This is a genomic window from Nonomuraea sp. B1E8, from assembly GCF_039871515.1.
Classification (GTDB): domain Bacteria; phylum Actinomycetota; class Actinomycetes; order Streptosporangiales; family Streptosporangiaceae; genus Nonomuraea.
Genome location: NZ_JBDPLS010000002.1, coordinates 451222 through 470496, shown reverse-complemented (window position 1 = coordinate 470496; position 19275 = coordinate 451222). Strand labels below are relative to the sequence as shown.

The 19275-nt window shown below is 70.9% G+C and carries 23 protein-coding genes; 16 read left to right on the top strand and 7 right to left on the bottom strand.

Annotation, left to right across the window (positions count from 1 at the left end; all coding sequences use genetic code 11):
* The first annotated feature begins 5 nt into the window (after window positions 1-5).
* Genes glgX through ABGA98_RS11145 form a run of 4 tightly spaced genes read left to right on the top strand, consistent with a single transcriptional unit; the run spans window position 6 to window position 4443 of the window.
* Window positions 6-2126 (top strand): glycogen debranching protein GlgX, encoded by a 2121-nt coding sequence (gene glgX / locus ABGA98_RS11160; RefSeq protein WP_347618132.1) that lies wholly within the window; start codon window positions 6-8, stop codon window positions 2124-2126.
* 55 nt (window positions 2127-2181) lie between these two features.
* Entirely contained in the window at window positions 2182-2913 is a 732-nt protein-coding gene (locus tag ABGA98_RS11155; protein WP_347618131.1) for a pyrimidine reductase family protein, read from the top strand.
* Window positions 2897-4069 carry an ATP-dependent DNA ligase gene (locus tag ABGA98_RS11150; RefSeq protein ID WP_347618130.1) on the top strand — a complete coding sequence of 391 codons (1173 nt, stop codon included), beginning with the start codon at window positions 2897-2899 and terminating at the stop codon, window positions 4067-4069. The genes ABGA98_RS11155 and ABGA98_RS11150 overlap by 17 nt, the downstream gene beginning before the upstream one ends.
* Window positions 4070-4095: 26 nt before the next feature.
* A complete protein-coding gene (locus ABGA98_RS11145) occupies window positions 4096-4443 on the top strand; it encodes a hypothetical protein (protein ID WP_347618129.1) in 348 nt (115 codons plus the stop codon).
* Here the strand turns inward: ABGA98_RS11145 and pgeF are convergent.
* Entirely contained in the window at window positions 4440-5147 is a 708-nt protein-coding gene (pgeF, locus tag ABGA98_RS11140) for a peptidoglycan editing factor PgeF (protein WP_347618128.1), read from the bottom strand. The two genes, ABGA98_RS11145 and pgeF, sit on opposite strands and share 4 nt — an antisense overlap.
* A gap of 192 nt (window positions 5148-5339) precedes the next feature.
* On the opposite strand from pgeF, the gene ABGA98_RS11135 reads away from it, so the two are divergent.
* Complete coding sequence (locus ABGA98_RS11135) at window positions 5340-6269, top strand: U32 family peptidase (protein WP_347618127.1); 930 nt, start codon at window positions 5340-5342, stop codon at window positions 6267-6269.
* Window positions 6270-6315: 46 nt separating this feature from the next.
* Here ABGA98_RS11135 and ABGA98_RS11130 read toward each other — a convergent pair whose 3' ends face one another.
* The gene (locus tag ABGA98_RS11130) at window positions 6316-7386 is read right to left on the bottom strand and encodes a class I SAM-dependent methyltransferase (RefSeq protein ID WP_347618126.1); all 1071 of its coding nucleotides are present in this window, start codon (window positions 7384-7386) and stop codon (window positions 6316-6318) included.
* Window positions 7387-7526: 140 nt separating this feature from the next.
* Between ABGA98_RS11130 and ABGA98_RS11125 the strand changes: the two genes are divergently transcribed.
* Complete coding sequence (locus ABGA98_RS11125) at window positions 7527-8960, top strand: aldehyde dehydrogenase family protein (protein WP_347618125.1); 1434 nt, start codon at window positions 7527-7529, stop codon at window positions 8958-8960.
* Between the two features lie 19 nt (window positions 8961-8979).
* Entirely contained in the window at window positions 8980-9855 is an 876-nt protein-coding gene (locus ABGA98_RS11120; protein WP_347618124.1) for a tetratricopeptide repeat protein, read from the top strand.
* 31 nt (window positions 9856-9886) lie between these two features.
* Here ABGA98_RS11120 and ABGA98_RS11115 read toward each other — a convergent pair whose 3' ends face one another.
* The 5 genes from ABGA98_RS11115 to ABGA98_RS11095 form a co-directional block, all read right to left on the bottom strand.
* Window positions 9887-10267, bottom strand: a complete 381-nt coding sequence (locus ABGA98_RS11115) for a VOC family protein (RefSeq protein ID WP_347618123.1) — start codon at window positions 10265-10267, stop codon at window positions 9887-9889.
* A 110-nt stretch (window positions 10268-10377) separates the two neighbouring features.
* On the bottom strand, window positions 10378-10776 hold the full coding sequence (locus tag ABGA98_RS11110; RefSeq protein WP_347618122.1) for an RNHCP domain-containing protein: 399 nt from the start codon (window positions 10774-10776) through the stop codon (window positions 10378-10380).
* Window positions 10776-11135: an RNHCP domain-containing protein gene (locus tag ABGA98_RS11105; protein ID WP_347618121.1), complete on the bottom strand. Its 360-nt coding sequence runs from the start codon at window positions 11133-11135 to the stop codon at window positions 10776-10778. The genes ABGA98_RS11110 and ABGA98_RS11105 overlap by 1 nt, the downstream gene beginning before the upstream one ends.
* 267 nt (window positions 11136-11402) lie before the next feature.
* Window positions 11403-12089 carry a class F sortase gene (locus tag ABGA98_RS11100; RefSeq protein ID WP_347618120.1) on the bottom strand — a complete coding sequence of 229 codons (687 nt, stop codon included), beginning with the start codon at window positions 12087-12089 and terminating at the stop codon, window positions 11403-11405.
* A 1-nt stretch (window position 12090) separates the two neighbouring features.
* The gene (locus tag ABGA98_RS11095; RefSeq protein ID WP_347618119.1) at window positions 12091-12543 is read right to left on the bottom strand and encodes a hypothetical protein; all 453 of its coding nucleotides are present in this window, start codon (window positions 12541-12543) and stop codon (window positions 12091-12093) included.
* 178 nt (window positions 12544-12721) lie between these two features.
* Between ABGA98_RS11095 and ABGA98_RS11090 the strand changes: the two genes are divergently transcribed.
* The 9 genes from ABGA98_RS11090 (at window position 12722) to ABGA98_RS11050 (ending at window position 19271) form a co-directional block, all read left to right on the top strand.
* Complete coding sequence (locus tag ABGA98_RS11090; protein ID WP_347618118.1) at window positions 12722-13531, top strand: MBL fold metallo-hydrolase; 810 nt, start codon at window positions 12722-12724, stop codon at window positions 13529-13531.
* A gap of 298 nt (window positions 13532-13829) precedes the next feature.
* On the top strand, window positions 13830-14228 hold the full coding sequence (locus tag ABGA98_RS11085) for a hypothetical protein (RefSeq protein ID WP_347618117.1): 399 nt from the start codon (window positions 13830-13832) through the stop codon (window positions 14226-14228).
* Window positions 14209-14733 (top strand): DUF6879 family protein, encoded by a 525-nt coding sequence (locus ABGA98_RS11080; RefSeq protein WP_347618116.1) that lies wholly within the window; start codon window positions 14209-14211, stop codon window positions 14731-14733. The genes ABGA98_RS11085 and ABGA98_RS11080 overlap by 20 nt, the downstream gene beginning before the upstream one ends.
* A 2-nt stretch (window positions 14734-14735) precedes the next feature.
* Complete coding sequence (locus ABGA98_RS11075) at window positions 14736-15578, top strand: helix-turn-helix transcriptional regulator (RefSeq protein ID WP_347618115.1); 843 nt, start codon at window positions 14736-14738, stop codon at window positions 15576-15578.
* A gap of 57 nt (window positions 15579-15635) precedes the next feature.
* Window positions 15636-16082 carry a hypothetical protein gene (locus ABGA98_RS11070; protein WP_347618114.1) on the top strand — a complete coding sequence of 149 codons (447 nt, stop codon included), beginning with the start codon at window positions 15636-15638 and terminating at the stop codon, window positions 16080-16082.
* Window positions 16079-16726 (top strand): hypothetical protein, encoded by a 648-nt coding sequence (locus tag ABGA98_RS11065; RefSeq protein WP_347618113.1) that lies wholly within the window; start codon window positions 16079-16081, stop codon window positions 16724-16726. The genes ABGA98_RS11070 and ABGA98_RS11065 overlap by 4 nt, the downstream gene beginning before the upstream one ends.
* 44 nt (window positions 16727-16770) lie before the next feature.
* Window positions 16771-17703 (top strand): radical SAM/SPASM domain-containing protein, encoded by a 933-nt coding sequence (locus ABGA98_RS11060; protein ID WP_347618112.1) that lies wholly within the window; start codon window positions 16771-16773, stop codon window positions 17701-17703.
* Between the two features lie 4 nt (window positions 17704-17707).
* A complete protein-coding gene (locus tag ABGA98_RS11055) occupies window positions 17708-18880 on the top strand; it encodes a methyltransferase domain-containing protein (RefSeq protein ID WP_347618111.1) in 1173 nt (390 codons plus the stop codon).
* 76 nt (window positions 18881-18956) lie between these two features.
* Entirely contained in the window at window positions 18957-19271 is a 315-nt protein-coding gene (locus tag ABGA98_RS11050) for an ASCH domain-containing protein (protein ID WP_347618110.1), read from the top strand.
* Window positions 19272-19275 lie beyond the last annotated feature (4 nt).

Below are 19275 nucleotides of genomic sequence, written 5' to 3'. Positions count from 1 at the left end.
TTCACATGCGCGAGGTCTGGCCGGGCGAGCCCTATCCACTCGGCGCCACCTGGGACGGCGTTGGCACCAGCTTTTCGGTGTTCTCAGAGGTCGCCGACAGGGTCGAGCTATGCCTTTTTCACGACGACGGCACCGAGGAGCGGGTCGACCTGCCCGAGGTCGACGGGTTCGTCTGGCATGGCTACCTGCCGGGCGTCCAGCCGGGGCAGCGTTACGGCTACCGCGTGCACGGGCCGTACGAACCGTCGCAGGGCCACCGGTGCAACCCCGCCAAGCTGCTGCTCGACCCCTACGCCAAGGCCATCGACGGCGAGCTGACCTGGAACCAGGCGCTGTTCCCCTACTACTTCACCGATCCCTCCCGGCGCAACACCGAGGACAGCGGCCCCTACCTCCCCAAGAACGTCGTGATCAACCCGTTCTTCGAGTGGGGCAACGACCGGCCGCCGCGCACGCCGTACCACGAGACCGTGATCTACGAAGCCCACGTGCGGGGGCTCACCATGCGGCACCCCGGCGTGCCGCCGGACCTGCGGGGCACGTACGCGGCCGTGGGGCATCCGGCGATCATCGAGCACCTGCTGTCCATCGGGGTGACGGCGGTCGAGCTGATGCCCGTGCACCACTACATCCCCGAGCACTTCCTGGTGGCCCGCGGGCTGACGAACTACTGGGGCTACAACACCATGGCCTACCTCGCGCCGCACGGCCGCTACTCCGGCGGCGGCACGCGGGGGGAGCAGGTGCTGGAGTTCAAGGCGATGGTGCGGGCGCTGCACGAGGCGGGCATCGAGGTCATTCTCGACGTGGTCTACAACCACACCGCCGAGGGCGACCACATGGGCCCCACCCTGGGGTTCAGGGGCATCGACAACGCCGCCTACTACCGGCTGCACGACGGTGACCGGCGCTACTACCTCGACTACACCGGCTGCGGAAACTCCCTCAACGTGCGCTCGCCGCACGCCCTGCAGCTGATCATGGACTCTCTGCGCTACTGGGTGCTGGAGATGCACGTCGACGGGTTCCGCTTCGACCTGGCCTCCGCGCTGGCCAGGGAGCTGCACGACGTCGACCGGCTGAGCGCGTTCTTCGACCTGATCCAGCAGGATCCGGTGATCTCGCAGGTCAAGCTGATCGCCGAGCCGTGGGACGTGGGGCCGGGGGGCTACCAGGTCGGGAACTTCCCGCCGCTGTGGACGGAGTGGAACGGGAAATACCGCGACACCGTGCGGGATTTCTGGAGGGGCACCCATTCCGCGCTGCCGGAGTTCGCCTCCCGGCTGACCGGCTCCGCCGACCTCTACGAGTCCTCCGGCCGCCGCCCGGTCGCCTCGATCAACTTCGTCACCTGCCACGACGGCTTCACTCTCACCGACCTGGTCTCGTACGACCACAAGCACAACGCCGACAACGGCGAGGACAACCGCGACGGCACCAACGACAACCGCTCGTGGAACTGCGGGGCGGAGGGGCCGGTCGAGGATCCGGAGATCGTCACGCTCCGCCGCCGCCAGCGGCGCAACTTCCTGGCCACCCTGTTCCTGTCGCAGGGCGTGCCGATGTTGTCCCACGGCGACGAGATCGGCCGCACCCAGCGCGGCAACAACAACGCCTACTGCCAGGACAACGAGCTGGCCTGGGTCGACTGGTCGCTGCTGCAGACCGAGCACGAGTTGCTCGACTTCGTCAGGGCTCTGTCCAAGCTGCGCCGCGAGCACCCGGTCTTCCAGCGCCGCAGGTTCTTCCACGGCCGCCACCCCGACAACGGCAAGCGCGACCTGGTCTGGCTCACCCCCGGCGGCCGCGAGATGACGGCGGGCGACTGGCACATCAGCTACGCCAAGTCGCTGATGGTCTATCTCAACGGCGAGGCGATCACCGAGCCAGGGCCGCGCGGCGAGCGGATCGTGGACGACTCGTTCCTGCTGCTGATCAACGCGCACCACGAGAACATGTCGTTCACGCTGCCCGGCGAGGAGTTCGGCGGCGGATGGCTGCCGGTGCTCGACACCAACCACGACACGGTGGAGGAACCGTTCGCCGACGAGTGGCGGGCCGGCGACCTGGTGGCGGTCACGGCACGCTCGCTCCAGGTGCTCCGCCAGCCGCGCCGGCACGCCTGACGAGGGCGGAAACCTCCGTGAGCCGATTGTCGGTGGGGTGTGCCAAGGTAGAGGAGTGCGGCGCATCTATCCCGACATACAGGACAACCCGGACATCGCGCAGGCGTACGCCTACCCCGGCGACCGGCCGTGGCTGCGCGTCAACATGGTCGCCAGCGCCGACGGCGCGGCCTGGCTGAAGGGCCGCTCACGAGGGTTGTCGAGCAAGGGCGACCGGCGGATCTTCCAGACCCTGCGCGGGCTGGCCGACGTGATCGTCGCGGGCGCCGCGACCGTCCGCACCGAGGGCTACGGCCCGGTGCCGCCGCGCGACTGGTGGGCCGAGCTCCGCGAGGGCCGGCCCGAGGTGCCGCCGATCGCCGTCATCACCCGTGGCCTCGGCTTCGACCTCGACGCCGAGTTGTTCACCGACGCGCCCAGCCGGACGATCGTGATCACCTGCGAGGCCGCGTCCCGCGAGCGGCGCAAGGCCGCGTCCCGGCACTGCGACCTCGTCATCGCCGGCGACGACGAGGTCGACCTGCCGCTGGCCATGGCCGAGTTGCACCAGCGCGGCCTGACCAGGGTCCTGTGCGAGGGCGGCCCGCGCCTCAACGCCCAGCTCTCGGCCTGCCGGCTGATCGACGAGCTGTGCCTGTCGATCAGCCCGATGCTGGTCGGGGGCGGCGCGGCCCGCATACTCAACGGCGAGCCCGCAGAGGTTTCCCTCGATCTCAGCCAGGTGCTGGAGGAGGAGGGCGTACTCTTCTGCACGTACACGAGGAGCACTGATGAGCGAGCCAATTGAGCCGACCACCGGGCCGGCCGCCGGCGCCGGCGCGGCCGAGGAGCCGGAGCCGGTGCCCAACCTGCCGGTGCGCCCGCCGGTGCCGCCGATGCTGGCCAAGCCGGTCAAGGCCATGCCGAAGCAGGACGGCACGCTGTTCTACGAGCCGAAGTGGGACGGCTTCCGCTGCATCATCTTCCGCGACGGCGACGAGGTCTATCTGGGCAGCCGTAAGGAGCGGCCGTTCACCCGCTATTTTCCCGAGCTGGTCGAGGCGGCCAGGGCCGAGCTGCCCGACCGGTGCGTGGTCGACGGCGAGATCGTCCTGCCGATGGGCTCACAGCTCGACTTCGACGCGTTGCAGCAGCGCATCCATCCCGCCAAGTCGCGGGTGACGATGTTGTCGGAGCGCACGCCGGCCCAGTTCGTCGCGTTCGATCTGCTGGCGCTGGGCGACGAGTCGCTGATGGAGGCGCCGTTCTCCGAGCGCCGCGCCCGGCTGGAGGGCCTCTTCCCCGCGAAGGGCGGGTCGATCCGGCTGACCCCGGTCACCACGAGCGACGAGCAGGCGCACGAGTGGTTCGAGACGTTCGAGGGCGCGGGTCTCGACGGCATCATCGTCAAGCCGGGTGACCAGCCCTACATCCCCGACAAGCGCACGATGTTCAAGGTCAAGCACGAGCGCACGGCCGACGTCGTCATCTGCGGCTACCGCGAGCACAAGTCGGGGCCGATCGTGGGCTCGCTGCTGCTCGGCCTCTACGCCGCCGACGGCCGGCTGCACCACGTGGGCGTGGCGGCGTCGTTCCCCATGGCGCGCAGGGCCGAGCTGGTCGAGGAGCTCAAACCGTACATCGCGGAGCTGAGCGAGCATCCGTGGGGCCACTGGGCCGAGCAGGCGGCGGCCAACGCCGGCCAGCCGGCCGCCGGGCCGGCGACGGGCGGGCAGCGGGTGCCCGGCGCGGTGTCGCGGTGGAACGCGAAGAAGGATCTGTCCTTCATCCCGTTGCGGCCGGAGCTGGTGATCGAGGTGGCCTACGACCAGATGGAGGGCGACCGGTTCCGGCACACCGCGCAGTGGCGGCGGTGGCGGCCCGATCGCACGCCCGATTCGTGCACGTACGAGCAGCTTGAGCGTCCGGTTAGTTACAACCTCGATGACATCCTTGCTCGCTAGCCAGATATCCCGTTATATCTCGATACATGACTACTGGCGATGAGCTGAAGGCAGCCGTGTCCGCCCGCCGCGATCTCGGGCCTGACTTCGAAGACGCCGTCGTGGAGTCGTTCCTCGACAAGATGGGCCAGGAGATCGACCGGCGGGTGGACGAGCGCCTGGCCGCGTCGCCGCAGGGCCGGCAGCCGGCCGCCGCTTCGGGACCCAGCGACGCGCAGCGGCTGGCCCTGGCGATCGTGTCGCTCAGCCTGGGCACGCTGCTCACCCTCGTGTTCGTGCTGACCGGAGACTCCGGCGGGTCCTATCTGATCCCGGTCTGGCTCGGCATCATCATCGTGAACGCGATCTTCAACGGCTCCCGCAAGAAGGGCTAGGCCAGCCAGATGAGCCCGGCGAACCTGCCGCCGGGCGCCTCCCGGCGGTGGGAATAGAGCTCCTCCGACTCGATCGTGCAGCGCGCGTCATGGCGCACGTCCGCCACCCCCGCCGCCCGCAGCTGGGCCTCGATCCCGGCGCGCAGGTCGAGCGCGGGTGTCTGCCACGACGTCGTCGACCACGCCTGCGGCACCTTCCCCGCCACCCGCTCGCGCAGCTCGGCCGGCACCTCGTAGCAGCGGCCGCAGGCGCCGGGCCCGATCAGCGCGACCATCCGCGCCGGGTCGGCGCCCTTGCCCGCCATCGCCTCCACCAGGGCGGTCGCGATGCCCGCCTCGGTGCCCGGGCGTCCCGAATGCGCGGCGCCGACCAGGCGCGCCGCCGGGTCGGCCACCAGCACCGCCGGGCAGTCGGCACCGAGCGAGGCCAGCGCCAGCCCCGGCTCGGTGGTGAACACCCCGTCGAGCGCGGGCGGCTCGTCGCCGAACGGCTCGTTCACGAAGGCGACGTCGGTGCCGTGGACCTGGCGCATGTAGACGACGGCGCGCACCCGCAGCTCGGCTGCCAGGGCCGCGCGGTTGGCCCGCACGGCCGCCGGGTCGTCGCCGACCATGCCGCCGAGATTGCGCGAACCGTAGGGCGGGGCACTGACCCCTCCGTGCCGGTCGGTGACGGCGACATACACTCCAGGGGCCAGCAGCATGCCTCGATCTTAGAGGCAGGGACGCGCCGGCCGCCCGCGCGGCAGGTGAGCTACCGTGGCAGCGCGTACGGGCCTTGAGGATGCTCCGGCACGGCGCACCGGCCGCCCGTCCGTGGAGCGGCCGGTCACATGGACCCGCGGACAGGCCGGGGCGGCACCGGCCGGCGCGGAGCTACGCGGGAGGAGACCCCGATGACCAGCCTCGCCGACCTGCACGCGCTGATGGCCAGGCTCGGGCACCCCGTGGTGCAGGCCGCCCTCCCCTCGGCGTCCCGGTTCGCGGACGGCGCCCCCTACCGGTTCGAGATCCCCAGCGTCGAGGGGCCCGAGGTGCTGGAGGCGGTCGTCGCCGAGGCCGACAGGCTCGGCGTGCCGGTCGCCAGGACCTCGCAGGGCAGCGGCGTGATGATGCTGACCGACGCCGAGATCGCGCGGATGGCGCGGATCGGCGCCGAGCGCGGCATGGAGGTGAACCTGTTCCTCGGCCCGAGGGCCGCCTGGGACACGGGCGGGCAGGCCAAGCTGACGCAGGCCGTGAGCGCGGCGGCGCGCGGGAACGCCATGGTGGCGGCGTGCGTGGCCGACGCCCTGCGGGCCTGCTCGCTCGGCATCCGCAGCCTGCTCGTCGGCGACCTGGGCGTGCTGGAGGTGCTGCGGGAGCTCAAGGAGGACGGCACGCTGCCGGCCGGCCTGGTGCTGAAGACGTCCGTGCTGATGCCGCTCACGAACGCGCCCACCGCGGCGGTCTACGAGCGCCTGGGCGCGACCACGGTCAACGTCGGCACCGACCTGACCGTGCCCCAGCTGGCCGAGATCAGGGCCGCCACCCGGCTGCCGATCGACCTCTACCTGGAGGTGCCCGACGACCAGGGCGGGTTCGTACGCTTCTACGAGGCGGTCGAGATCGTACGCGCCGCGGCCCCGGTCTACCTCAAGATGGGGCTGCGGAACGCACCGAACATCTACCCGTCGGGCGGGCACCTCGGCGTGGTGCCGAAGGAGCTGGGCCGCGAGCGGGTGCGCCGGGCGGCGCTGGTGCGGCGGCTGATCGAGCAGCTCGACCCCGAGCTGCGGCGGCCGGTCGGCGGGCCCGCGGCCGACCTGGGCGTGCCGGTGATCTGAGCGCCCCGAGCGGCGCGTCTTGAGCCGGTGGTCGTGCGGCGGGGGTTCAGGCGAACCGGTGGACCGTGAGCGGGCCGCCGCCCCAGCGGCCGATCGCCTCCTCGTCGGCGAAGGCCAGCACGCGCATCATGTTGCCGCCGTCGCTGAGCTCCACGTTGCGGCGCAGCCGCCGGCGCAGGTCCTCCGGGAGGGCGGTGGTGCCCGCCTCGATCGTGTCGCCGTAGTGCGGGGCGAAGGCGACGCCCGCGAAGCCGGTGCGGCGCAGCAGCGTGGGCACGGTCTCGGAGGAGTAGAACATCAGGTGGTTCTTGGTGAAGCCGCTCCACCCGTTCCCGTACGCCTTGAGCAGCAGCGACCGGGCGTTCACGGTCAGGATGAGCAGCACCCCGCCGGGCGCGAGCAGGCCGCGGAACTTCGTGAAGTCGTCCAGCGGCCTGGGCAGGTGCGCGAGCACCGACCAGAGGGTGATCACGTCGAACCCGCCCGCGGCGATCTCCGGCACGTCCTCGGGCGCGCCGTGGAAGGTTTTCGCCTTGCTCAGCCGCTCGTTCGCCTGGGCGACGGACTCGGGCGACAGGTCCACCCCGAAGGCCTCGAACCCGCGCTGCTCGGCCAGTTCGAGGAACAGGCCGACGCCCGAGCCGAAGTCGAGCAGCCGCCGCTCCTTGCCCTCGTCGAAGACCGGCGAGAACGCCTTCATGGTCAGGTCGTAGCGACGCTGCCGGTTGGCGGCGTACTTGCCGGTCAGGAACGAGTTGTAGCCGTTGGCGTACAGGTCGCCGAGGCGTTCGGGGCGGATGTTCGGGTTGCGGTAGAGGAAGCCGCAGGAGGGGCAGCGGACGACGTGATAGCGCCAGCCGTTGCCTCCGGTGGGCTCGAAGAGCGGTTGCTGGCGGGACTCCCCGCACATCATGCAGGTCAGGAATTCCTCGATCTCGCCCAGCGGCCTGCTGCGCTCATAGTCGGCCAGCGGCATGATCGGGGCGTTCCTGATCAGCCGCTTCCACTGCACCTCCCTGATCAGCCGTTCCCCGGGCCGGACATAGACCCGCTGGCCCCAGGGAACGCGGTTGTACCGTTTGCCGTACATCAGCCGGCCTAGCAACTTTTTTGTCATCTCCACCACCCTGCGGGCGTTCTGCCCTCACGGTGACGACCTGATGCGTCCAGTTTCGAGCGCTTTACGTGATCTTTGGCGTACGTGCCTTCCGTCCGTCGCGCTGGCCCTCAAATCCAAGCAAGCATATGCTTGGTCACGTGCCTGACTATCGGAATCTCATCGGGGGCGAGCTGGTGGCCGCCACCCGGACGATCGACTCGGTCAACCCGGCCACCGGCGAGGTGTGGGCCCGCGTCCCGGCCGGCGGCGCCGCCGAGGCGCAGGCCGCCGTGGCGGCGGCCACGCAGGCGTTCCCCGCCTGGTCGAGCCGGCCCGCGGCGGCCAGGGCGCACGTCCTGCGCAAGGTCTCCGAGCTGTTCGGCCGCCACACCGAGGAACTGGCCCGGCTGGAGACCCGCGACAACGGCCGGATCCTGCGCGACACCCTCGAACGTGACCTGCCGGGCATGGCGTACCTGTGGCAGCTCGCCGCCGGACAGTGCCTCGACGCGGTCAAGGGCGACACCGTCCTGCTCGGCCCCGACGCGCTCGGGCTGACCCGGCGCGAGCCCTACGGTGTGGTGGTCTGCATCATCCCGTGGAACTCCCCCATCTCGACCTTCTCGGCCAAGGCCGCCTACGCGCTGGCCGCCGGCAACACGGTGATCGTCAAACCCGCGGAGCAGGCGAGCGCCTCCGTACTGCGACTCGGCGAGCTGCTGGCGGACGTATTCCCGCCCGGCGTGCTGAACATCGTCAGCGGCCTGGGCGAAGACGTCGGAGACGCCCTGGTGCGCCACCGCGGCGTCGGCAAGGTCAGCCTCACCGGATCGACCGCAACCGGCCAGGCGATCACGCGCGCCTCCGCCGACGCGCTGAAGCCGCTGACGTTCGAGCTGGGCGGCAAGTCGCCCAACATCGTCTTCCCCGACGCCGACCTGGACGCGGCCGCCCAGGGCGTGACCGTGAACTCCGTGTACACCGGCAACGCCGGCCAGGTGTGCGTGGCCGGCTCGCGCATCCTCGTCCACCACTCGGTCTGGGACGAGATGCTCGCCCGGATCAGGCACATCTGCGCGGGCCTCGTCCTGGACGACCCGCTCGACCTGCGGACCACGATGGGGCCGATCGTCTCCGCCGGCCAGTACGAGCGCGTGACGTCGTACCTCGAGCTGGCCGAGAAGGAAGGCGCCGAACGCGTCTTCGGCGGCCGGACCGGCGCCGACGTGGTGCCCCATCTGCCCGGCGGCTACTGGGTCGAGCCCACCCTCTACACGACCACGGACAACGGGCTGCGCGTCTGCCAGGAGGAGATCTTCGGGCCGGTGGCGGTGGCCATCCCGTTCGGGTCAGACGAAGAGGCGCTGGCCATCGCGAACGACTCGCCGTACGGGCTGGCGGCCGGCGTGTGGACGCGCGACCTCGGCCGCGCGCACCGCTTCGTGCGCGATCTGCGCAGCGGCACGGTGTGGGTGAACACCTTCCGCCAGATGCCGCCGGGGCTCCCTTTCGGCGGCGTGAAGGACAGCGGGTACGGCCACGACTCGGTGCTCGAGTTCACCCGCGAGAAGGCGGCCATTATCCAGATCTAGTCGGATAGATTTACCTCCCATGAGCGAGGGGATCAAGGAAGAGCCCGGGCTGTCGGAGGCGGCCGCCCAGTCGCGCGCGTCGGTGCTGCGCAGCCGCGCGGAGTCGTACATCGCCCTGTCGCGGCACGACGCCGCGATCGCGGACCTGACCGAGGCGATCACGCTGGTGCCGGACAACGCCCGCGCCTGGCGGCTGCGCGGCGAGAGCCACCGCGTCATCGAACGGTACGACGCCGCGCTGGAGGACTTCGACGAGGCGCTGAAGCTGGAGCCGGACAGCGCGTACGCCCTGGGCTCGCGGGGCCAGACCTACGCCGCGCTCGACCGCCTGGACGACGCCATGGCCGACTTCGAGCACGCGCTCACCCTCTCCCCCGGTTCGTTGTGGATCCTGGAGGCGAAGGCGGACGCCCTGGTGGGCCTGGGCCGGACCGACGAGGCCCTGGCCGAGCACGCGAAGATCATCGCCTTGGACGAGGACCTGGCCTACTCCTGGGTGGCCCGCGGCGACCTCTACCAGCGGATCAACCTGTACGCCGAGGCCATCGACGACTACACGAAGGCGCTGGAGGCCGACCCCGAATACGTGCGCGCGCTGAGCCGGAGGGGCGAGGCGTACCGCATGACCGACCAGTACGACGAGGCGCTGGCCGACCTCAACCGCGCGCTGGAGCTGGACCCGGAGAACGACCGCGCCTACGGCAGCCGGGGTGCCGTGCTGAGCGAGATGGGCGACGACGAGGCGGCGCTGAAGGACCTGAACCGGGCGATCGAGCTGGACGCCGGCTACATCTGGGCGTACCGGGTGCGGGGCGAGATCCTGCAGGAGCTGGACCGCCACGAGGAGGCGGTGGCCGACTTCTCCCAGGCCCTGCACCTGGAGTTCGGCGACTGAGCCGGGCCGGCGGCCGCGGCGAGCGAGCCGGTCAGCGCGGGTCGCGGCGCAGGGGATGGCCGGGCGGCACCTGCACCAGCACGATGCGGTGGCCGTCGGGATCGGCGATCCACGTCTCGATGAGCCCCCACGGCTCGGTGCGGGCCTCGCGCAGGACGGTCACTCCCGCCCGCCGCAGCCGCTGCTCCTCGGCCGCCACGTCGCGCACCTGCAACCAGAGCGCCGCCCCCGCGCCCGTGCCCCCGCTGCCGGACAGTTCCAGGAATCCCTGGCCGAGGAAGAACACGACGCCCGGATGGTCGGGCGGGCCGAACTCGCGGTAGACGGCCAGCCCGAGCGTCTCGGCGTAGAAACGGCGGCTGCGGTCGAGGTCGTTCGGCCGCAGCAGGATCCGGCTGCTCAGCACCTCCATGCCCGGCCCCTACCCCGCCCACCTCCGGAACACCCTGCCCCCACCGTCACGGGCCGGCAGAAAGCGGGCCTCCGTACGGACGAGGTACGGAGGCCCTGATCGCGGACCCGTCAAAGAGCCAGCAGGGCGCTGACCGGCAGGCGGGTGTCGTACAGCGGGCGGATGGCGATGCGCAGCAGCGCCAGCGCGTTGTCGTCGCCCGCGATGCGGTTGGCGCTGAGCTCGCCGCAGGACTGGCAGTGATGGATGATCAGCCACTCCCCGTCCTGGCGGACGCTGACGCTCAGCGCCGCCATCCGGCCCCGGCAGGCGGCCCGCCTGTCGCCGGGGATCCGGTGGTCGACGTGCAGGCTGGTCAGGCAGTGCGGGCAGTGGTTGCGGTGCGCGGTGCCCGGCGCGATGACCGGCACGTCAAGGCGGCACCCGACGCAGCGGAACGCGTCGCCGGGGGCCTGGTGGTGTGCCTTGCGCCGCTGCGGCCGTTCCCGGTCCGTTCTCCTGCGCGGCATCAGAGGTCGCCGAACGCTTCGAGCGGGAACGGCGGCTGCGCCAGCGGGCGTACCGCCATGCGCATGAGGATGAGCTGGTTGTCGTCCCCGCAGATGGGGTTTGACGTCAGCTCACCGCACCGGGTGCAGCGGTGGATGAGCATCCAGTCGCCGGTGCGCAGGACGGCGATCGAGATCGGGATCATCCTCGACCCGCACTCCGACGGGCCGCCTTCCACGTGGTCGAGCACGTGCTGCGAGTGCAGGCAGCTCGGGCAGTGGTTGCGCCGGGTGCCGTCGGGCGCGTTCGCGGTCACGGTCAGGCCGCAGCGTACGCACGGGAACGTCTCAGTGGTCGTGATGGAACGATGGGTGGACAACCTGGGAACTCCTTGCCGAATGAATCATGAAAGAGCAGCAAGGTGCGCCAAGCGGGCCTCGCGGGCACGCTGGATACGGCAGGCGGTCCGGCAGGTCAGCGGAGACCTCAGAAGCAGGAGCCGCCCATGGTACGGCGAGGCGCGCATGGCGCGACGGCAGGCATTCATCCCCCGCTTCCCGGGCACGGCGGCCCACAGACGTCACTGTCAGGACAGCAGCGAGGGTAACGGTCGTGGCCTGGCGGCCGCGAATGGTTTTCGCCGTGATCAGCCTGCGGGATAGTACGGCGCCGCCAGGTGCGCGTACACGATCGTGTTGTCCTCATAGCTGTGCGCCCGCCGGTCGAACGCCCCGCCACAGGTCACCAGCCGCAACCCCGGGTAAGAGAGCCTGGCGTAGACCTTCTTCGCGGGGAAGCGGCGCTTCGGGGTGTGCTCGACCTTGTCGACGACGAAGACGGCCACCGAGCGGTCGGCTCGCAGCACCTGCACCTGGTCACCGCGCTTGACCTTCTTCAGGCTCGCGAAGACGGCGGGGCCGGTCCTGGTGTCCAGGTGGCCGGTGATCACGGCCGCGCCGCGCTGGCCGGGGACAGGCCCGTAGCGGTACCAGCCGGCCTGGTTCGGCGGGTCGAACGGCGGGTTCTCGATGGCCCCGCCGGCGTCCAGGCCCAGCTCCATGAGCGGGGCGGCCACGCCGATGGACGGGATGTAGACGGCCGTGGGCCGGGCTGCCCGCATGGGTTCGGCCACCTTGGACAGCGGCACGTCCTTGAGGGGCACGCCGCTGGTCGGTGCCGGCGACTCGTGACGTACGGCGGCGGGCTCCTGCCGTCCGCCCACGATGCCGCTGAGCCCGAGCCCGATCAGCAGCACTCCGGCCAGCGACACGACCGTCGCGACCAGCACGATCGTCCGCTGTCCCGGCGCGCGGCCCCCGGCGGGTCCGGCCACCCTAGGCGACACCCTTGCGACGGCGGATGGCGAGCCCGGCGAGCCCGGCTCCGGCCAGCAGCGCCGTCCCGCCCAGGGCGAACGGCCACACCGGCTCGCCGGACGCGAGCGCTCCGCCACCGGTCTCCGGATGCCCTTCCGGAACCCGGTGCTCGTGTTCGGCGGCCGGACGCCAGGGTTCGCCGGACTCCACCGTTCCCGGCCAGGAATCGGCCGGTTTCGGCTCGTGCGACCAGGACTCCTCGGACTCGTGCTCGTCCGGCGCCGGCTCGGGCACGGGATCGCCGGAGGGCTCGTCGCAGAGGACCGGCAGAGGGAGGAGGCAGGTGGGCAGCTCGACCGGCAGCAGATCGTCGGACGAGGCGGCAGCGGGGCTGAGGCCTGCTGCCAGGCTCGCGCCCGCGATCGCGAAGGCGGTCATCGCGCCGGCCACGAGACGTCGCGCTCTTGCCATGTGAAGGCTCCAAGATCGGTTGGACGTCCCCCGATACACAAGAGAGCCTTGCGAACTATTAGATCGAGAGTCAAGTTGTGTGATCGAAGTGAAACCGACCGGACACGGAGGGTTTGGGCCGTCCCTGAGGTGGCAGGAGAGAAGGCCGCGAGGGGACGAAGGTCAGGGGTGAGCCGCCGTGAAGGGCAGCCTGCAGTTCATCGGCAACGCGACCGTGCTGATCCGCTACAACGGCTTCACGCTGCTGACGGATCCCAACTTCCTGCACCGGGGACAGCTCGCCTACCTCGGCTACGGTCTGGCCTCGCGCCGCCTCGCCGACCCCGCCGTCGAGATCGAGGATGTGCCGCCGCTCGACGCGGTGGTGTTGTCCCACATGCACGGCGACCACTGGGACCGGGTGGCACGCAAGGGCCTGGACAAGGCGACGCCGGTCATCACGACGACCGCGGCGGCCCGTCGGCTGCGCCGCGGCGGCTTCCGCGCGAGCGTGGGGCTGGAGCAGTGGCAGCAGCACGAACTGCACGGCCCCGGCGGCCTGGTGAAGATCACCGCCTTGCCGGCCAAACACGCGCCAGGCCCGGCCGAGGCACTGCTGCCGCCGGTGATCGGCACGATGCTGGAGTTCTGCAACCGGGACGAGCGGGTGGAGCTGACCATGCACATCAGCGGCGACACCCTGCTCGACCGCCACCTCGACGCGATCCCGCGCCGCTTCCCCGACATCGACCTGGCCGTCGTGCACCTGGGCGGCACGAAGCTGCTCGGCACGATGCTGGTCACCATGGACGGCGAGCAGGGGGCCGCCTGGGTGGACCTGATCCACCCGCACACCGTCGTGCCCGTGCACTACGACGACTACTCCGTGTTCAGCTCGCCGCTGGACGACTTCCGCCACCACATCGAGCAGGCCGGACTGTCCGACAAGGTCGTCTACCTGAAGAGGGGCGAGGTGCGCGAGCTGGTCCCGCACCACCTCGTACGCTGACCGTCACGACACACCGGCCGCGCGCCGCAGCCGGCCGTCGTTTGTCTCCCAAGAGCCGGCCGCACGGCCAGGGCGCGTGGTCTATTCCTCCTTGCCGGACCTGGCCCGGCTCGGCTGCACCCGCATCGGCTCGCCGGGCATCTTGGGGATATGTAGGCGCCGCACGGCTGGACAGTCCCGACGCTCCCAGGCGTCCACGTCCGGCCGTGCGGTCCACGCCGGCCGCCCCTTGACGCAGAGCCTTCTCAGGCGCACGATCGCGTTTGCGAGCAATCCCAAGCAAACCTAGGAGCTCGGCATGCGATTCCTCGGCAAGGACGCAAACTCCGTAGGCGGCGACTCCCCCACCCTCTACGCCACCGACCACGGCACCTACATCATCCAGGGCTGGATCGTCACCGATCCCGAGCTGCTGGCCAAGGTCGAGCTCGGCGACGGCCAGGACGTCGTGGAGATCCCGTTCAACCTGTTCGACCACCTCGCCAAGGACGGCCTGCCCGGCGTGGTGACGAGCTGGGCCCCGCCCATCGTCCACGTCACCGACCGCCGGACCTGCCTCATCCAGGGCACTCGCGTCACCGACCCCGGCACGCTCGCCTGCATGGCGATGCCCGAGCACGAGAGCTGCGTCGAGGTGTCGCGGGCCGACATCGCCGCACTGCTGCAGGAGGAGGCTGATGGAGCTCATCACGCCTGACCAGCGCGACGAGCTGTTCAGCGACTTCGAGCGCGACGCCTTCCATCTGGAGCTTCGCGATCACTACGGCGTGCCCGGCGAGGACGGGCCGTTCGCGCAGTGGCAGCGCGGCGACCCCAGCGACCTGGCGTGGCTCCAGCCATGGCTGGCCAGGGTGCGCGCCGCCACCGCCGGCGGGCGCACGGTCCGGCGGGTACGCGTCGTCACCGAGCCGGCCACCGACTACATCCGGTGGGAGCACGCCCTCACCCCGCTGACGCTGGCCGCCGGCGAGGACATCCGCTGGCTGCCGCGCCACCAGCTGCCCCCGTTCGACTTGCCGGCGAACGGCGACGACTGGTGGCTGTTCGATGATCGGTTGCTGGCGGTCGGCCGGTTCGACCATGATGGCCGCGTGCTCGGCACCGAGATCGTCACCGACCCGGCCGTGGTGGCGCAGTGCGCCGCGGTGCGCGACCTGCTATGGCCGCTGGCCACACCTCACGACGAGTACAAGCTGACCTGACCGTGTCCATCGAAGCACAGCGAGCGCGCGAGGCGCTCGGCACCCGGCTGCGGGAGATCCGCCGGCAGGCGGGGCACACCGGCCGGGCCCTCGCCGCCTTGACCGGCTGGCAGCTCTCCAAGATCAGCAAGATCGAGCACGGGAAGCAGGCCGCTACCGAGGCCGACGTCCGCACGTGGCTGCACCACTGCCGGCGCGATGACGCCCTCGATGACCTGACCGCCGCCGCGCGCAACATCGAAAGCCTGTGGATGGAGTGGCGCCGCGCCCTCCGTGCCGGAACACGGCACCGGCAGCGTCGATCCATCGACCTCTACGAGCAGGCGCACACCGTCCGCGCCTACAACCCGAACATCATCTGGGGCACCCTTCAGACCGCCGAGTACGCCGAGGCGCTCCTCCGTCAGCTCGTCGACTACCTCGGCAACGTGCCCGACGACGACATCGAAGCCGGGGTCGCGGCCCGCATGGAACGCCAGCAGTACCTGTACCGCGGGGATCGCCGGTTCACGGTCATCCTCGGCGAGCAGGCGCTCTACACCAACATCGGCGGCCCAAGCGTGATGCGCGGCCAGCTCGACCGCCTCCTGGCCGTCATGTCCCTGCCGCGGCTCAGCCTCGGCATCATCCCGCTCCGCGCCGCCTACGAGATCTGGCCCGGCAACATGTTCGTCGCCTTCGACGACCGCCTGGTCATGCTGGAGACGTACTCGGCGGAGCTGACGGTCGCCGAGCCGCACGAGGTCGCCATGTACAGCCGCGCGTTCGGGCTGCTCCAGCGGTCGGCCGTGCATGGCGAGCAGGCCCGCCAGCTCATCACCGGAGCCCTCGCCGAACTCGTTTGAAGCAAACCCGAGCAAACTCCTTGGGTTTGCTCGCACACCGGCTTTACCGTCCAGGACATGGACAGTCACGGGTCCGCATCCCCCGCATCGCCCGCGCTGGGCGCCACGTGCAGGCCGGTCGGCCCCGACACCGTGACCGGGTGTCGGCCGGCCGTCGAGATCCCCGAGTTCCGCGACGTCAAGCAGCTGCCTGACGGCTCCTGGCGGGCCATCCACGAGAGCGGCGAGACCGTCACCGCGCCGGACCTCCGTCACCTGGTGTACGTCGACGCGCCACGTGAGCGCATTGGCCGCCTGGCGGTCCGCATGAACACCCCAGACCGGCGCGGCGGCGACGACCGTTCCCAGGCGTCCGCCGTCGCGTCGCCGTGCGATCGGGTCGCGCGGCAGCGGCGGCACGTCCCGAGCCTGGCAGCAACGGGACGTGCCGCCGCATTCAAGCGCCCCGCGTGGACGTGGGCCCACTCCGCCAAGCCCTCGTTCCGGACGGGAGACTCGGCGTGACAACCGCGGTCCGCCATCAGGTGCCGTACGTCACCGCGTACGACGGCGAAGACGTCGAATACCAGCTCGCCCTGGCGCCACACGCTGAGGCCACCGACGGGTTCCGCCTCTCCTACGCCGACGCGGTCGCCCAGGACTGGATGTTCGGCGTGCTGTGGCACCGGCACGGCACCACCCGGGCAGGACAGCCCCAGTGGAAGCTGGTCAACACCGCACGGCAGCGCCGCTGCATGCTGCACCTGCTGTGCCAGGTGTGCGGCCGGTCGGCTGTGGACGACGACGGCCGGATCTGGTGGGTGTTGGTCGACCTGCCGCCGACGACGGCCCTCGACGAGCCGTTCACGAACGCTCCGCCCACCTGCCGCGAGTGCATCCCGGCGGCGACGCGGATGTGCCCACGCCTACGGCAGTCGTCGCACATCTACACCGCGGCCGCCGCCGAGCCGTACGCGGTCGTGGCCGACACCTTCAGGCCGGCCGGACGCCGGCTGGTCATCGGCCAGACGCTGGAGCTGCCGCTGGAGGCGTTCCACGACCTCGAGTACGCGCTGGCGAAGCAACTCGTCGTGCTGCTCGGCGACCTGCGGCCAGCGTCGCCCGCGAAGCGCTGCAGGCCGGACGCCCTGGCCATCTCAGAACCCTGAGCACTGCAGGCTCCCCAACCCTTGTCAACGAAAGGTTACGACCCATGACCCTCGCACCCCCTGAACCCGCACTCGGCTTCATGTGGCTGGAGATCACCGGAAAGTGCCAACTGGAGTGCACGCACTGCTACGCCGACTCCGGGCCCGGCGGCACACACGGCAGCATGAGCTACAGCGACTGGATCGCCGCGATCGACCAGGCGGAAGAGCTCGGCACGTCCATGATCCAGTTCATCGGTGGCGAGCCCACCCTGTACGTCGGGCTGCCCGGCCTGGTCACGCACGCCCTCTCCCTCGGCATCGAGGTCGAGGTGTACTCGCACCTCGTACACGTCACCCCCGCCCTGTGGGAGCTGTTCGCGCGACCCGGCGTCCGGCTCGCCACCTCCTACTACACCGACGACCCCGGCCAGCACCAGAAGATCACCGGCCGCAACACACTGCGCCACACCCGCGCCAACATCGCCCAAGCCGCCGCCAAGGGCATACCGTTGCGGGTCGGCATCATCGACCTCGGCGACGGTCAGCGCATCGCAGAAGCGGAGGCGGACCTCGCCGAGCTCGGCGCCACCAACGTCAGCATCGACCGGATGCGGCTGCTGGGCAGGCCTGCCCAGCGCGCCTGCGACGCCTCCGAACTGTGCGGGAACTGTGGCGACGGCATCGCCGCCATCCTGCCCGACGGCAGCGTCACCCCCTGCCCGCTGTCCCGGTGGATGAGCGCCGGCAACCTGGCTACGAAGCCGCTCGCCGAACTGGCCGCCGGCGTGCGCGCCCTGGCCGCCACCGACATCCGGCCCGCACTTCCGCACGCCTGCAAGCCGCCGTGCGAACCGCAATGCACGCCCGGCTGCAACCCCGGAGTCAACGCGCCCGGCGGCGGCGACGGATGCATGCCGCAGAAGAACTGCAACCCGAACCAGTCCTGTAAGCCGAAAACGCCGTGCCGGCCCGACGTATCCTGCAAGCCGAGGTGACCGCATGACGAGCGACCACTGGATCGCCGGACGCGTCCGCGCCCTGGCCGACTACCTGACCGGCGCCGGCGTCTGGCTGCCCGACGACCCCGACGCCGCGTGCTGGCTGGCTGGCCTGCCCGAGGTGCCTCGCCACCTGTTCGTCCCGCCGCGGGTGTGGGTGGATCCGCAGGACGATCGGCCCGGCGGGCTGGTCGACCGCGACCGCGAGCCCGCCGCCTGGTGGGACGCCGTCTACTCCAACACGGCGATCATCACGCAGCGCGGCGACGGCCACGCCGACATCGGGGATGAGTCTGCGCCGCCCACGTCGTCGATCTCCTGCCCGCATGTGGCCGCCGAGTTTCTGCACCTGCTGGACCTCGCTCCCCATCACCGTGTGCTGGAGGTCGGCACCGGCACCGGGTGGACGGCCGCCATGCTGGCGTGGCGGCTCGGCGACGACCAGGTGACCACGATCGAGGTCGACGAGTCCGTGGCGGCGGCGGCCAGCGCAAGCCTCAAGGAAGCCGGGTTCGCGCCGACCGTACTCGTCGGCGACGGCGCGCTCGGCGCTCCCGATGGAGCGCCATACGACCGGGTGCACGTCACCTGCGGCGTCCGCGACATCCCGTACGCATGGGTCGAGCAGACCCGACCGGGCTGCTTGATCGTCTTGCCGTGGATGCCGATGCCCGGCCAGTGGGGCTACCAGCTCCGGCTCGACGTCCTCGACGACGGCACCGCCGTCGGCACATTCGTGGGCGGCTGCGGGTACATGATGCTGCGCTCGCAGCGGCGCCCGGCCTGGCCACCGTACGGCGACCGCGGTTCCAAATCGACGACGCGCCTCGACCCGCGAACCCCGTCGGCCGCCATGCACCGCGGGTTCGCGCTCGCCCTCGCCGCCCACTCGCCGCACCTCGCCATCACCACTGACGGCTGGGAAGACGACGGCGACGGAGGAGCGTGGGTGATGCGCCTGCGGGACCGGCGCGGCGACGGCTGGGCGCTCGTCACCGCCCGGCCCGGCGAGGCGGACGTCCACGTCACCCAGGGCGGCGGCCGCGCCCTGTGGGACTCGCTGGAGGCGGCCTACATGGACTGGCTCCGATCGGGGCGGCCAGGCTGCGACGCCTATCGGTTGTTCGTCACGCCGGCCGGGCAGCACGTATGGCTGCCTAAGTCACCGCCGTGACTCCCTAGCAACTCCACCGCCCGTACACCGCCAAGGAGCTCGTCCCATATCCGCCGTCGCGCCCCCCGCCCGCGAGATGAACCTCTACCGCCAGTACTTCGATCTAGTCGCCACCGGGCGCAAGACGATCGAGGTACGGGTCCAGTACCCGAACCTGCGCAACCTCGCCGCCGGTCAGCACACTCGGTTCCTGTGCGGAAAGGAGGAGTGCCTGACCCGGATCAAGAGGGTGGCGGTCTACAGCAGCTTCGAGGAGCTGCTCGACACCGAAGGCCCTGAGCGGGTGAACCCCACCTCGCCCCGGGCGCAGCAGCTCGCCGACATCCGACGCATCTACCCGCCAGAGAAGGAAGCGCTCGGCGTCCTCGCTATCGAGATCGAGCGTGTCTAACTGC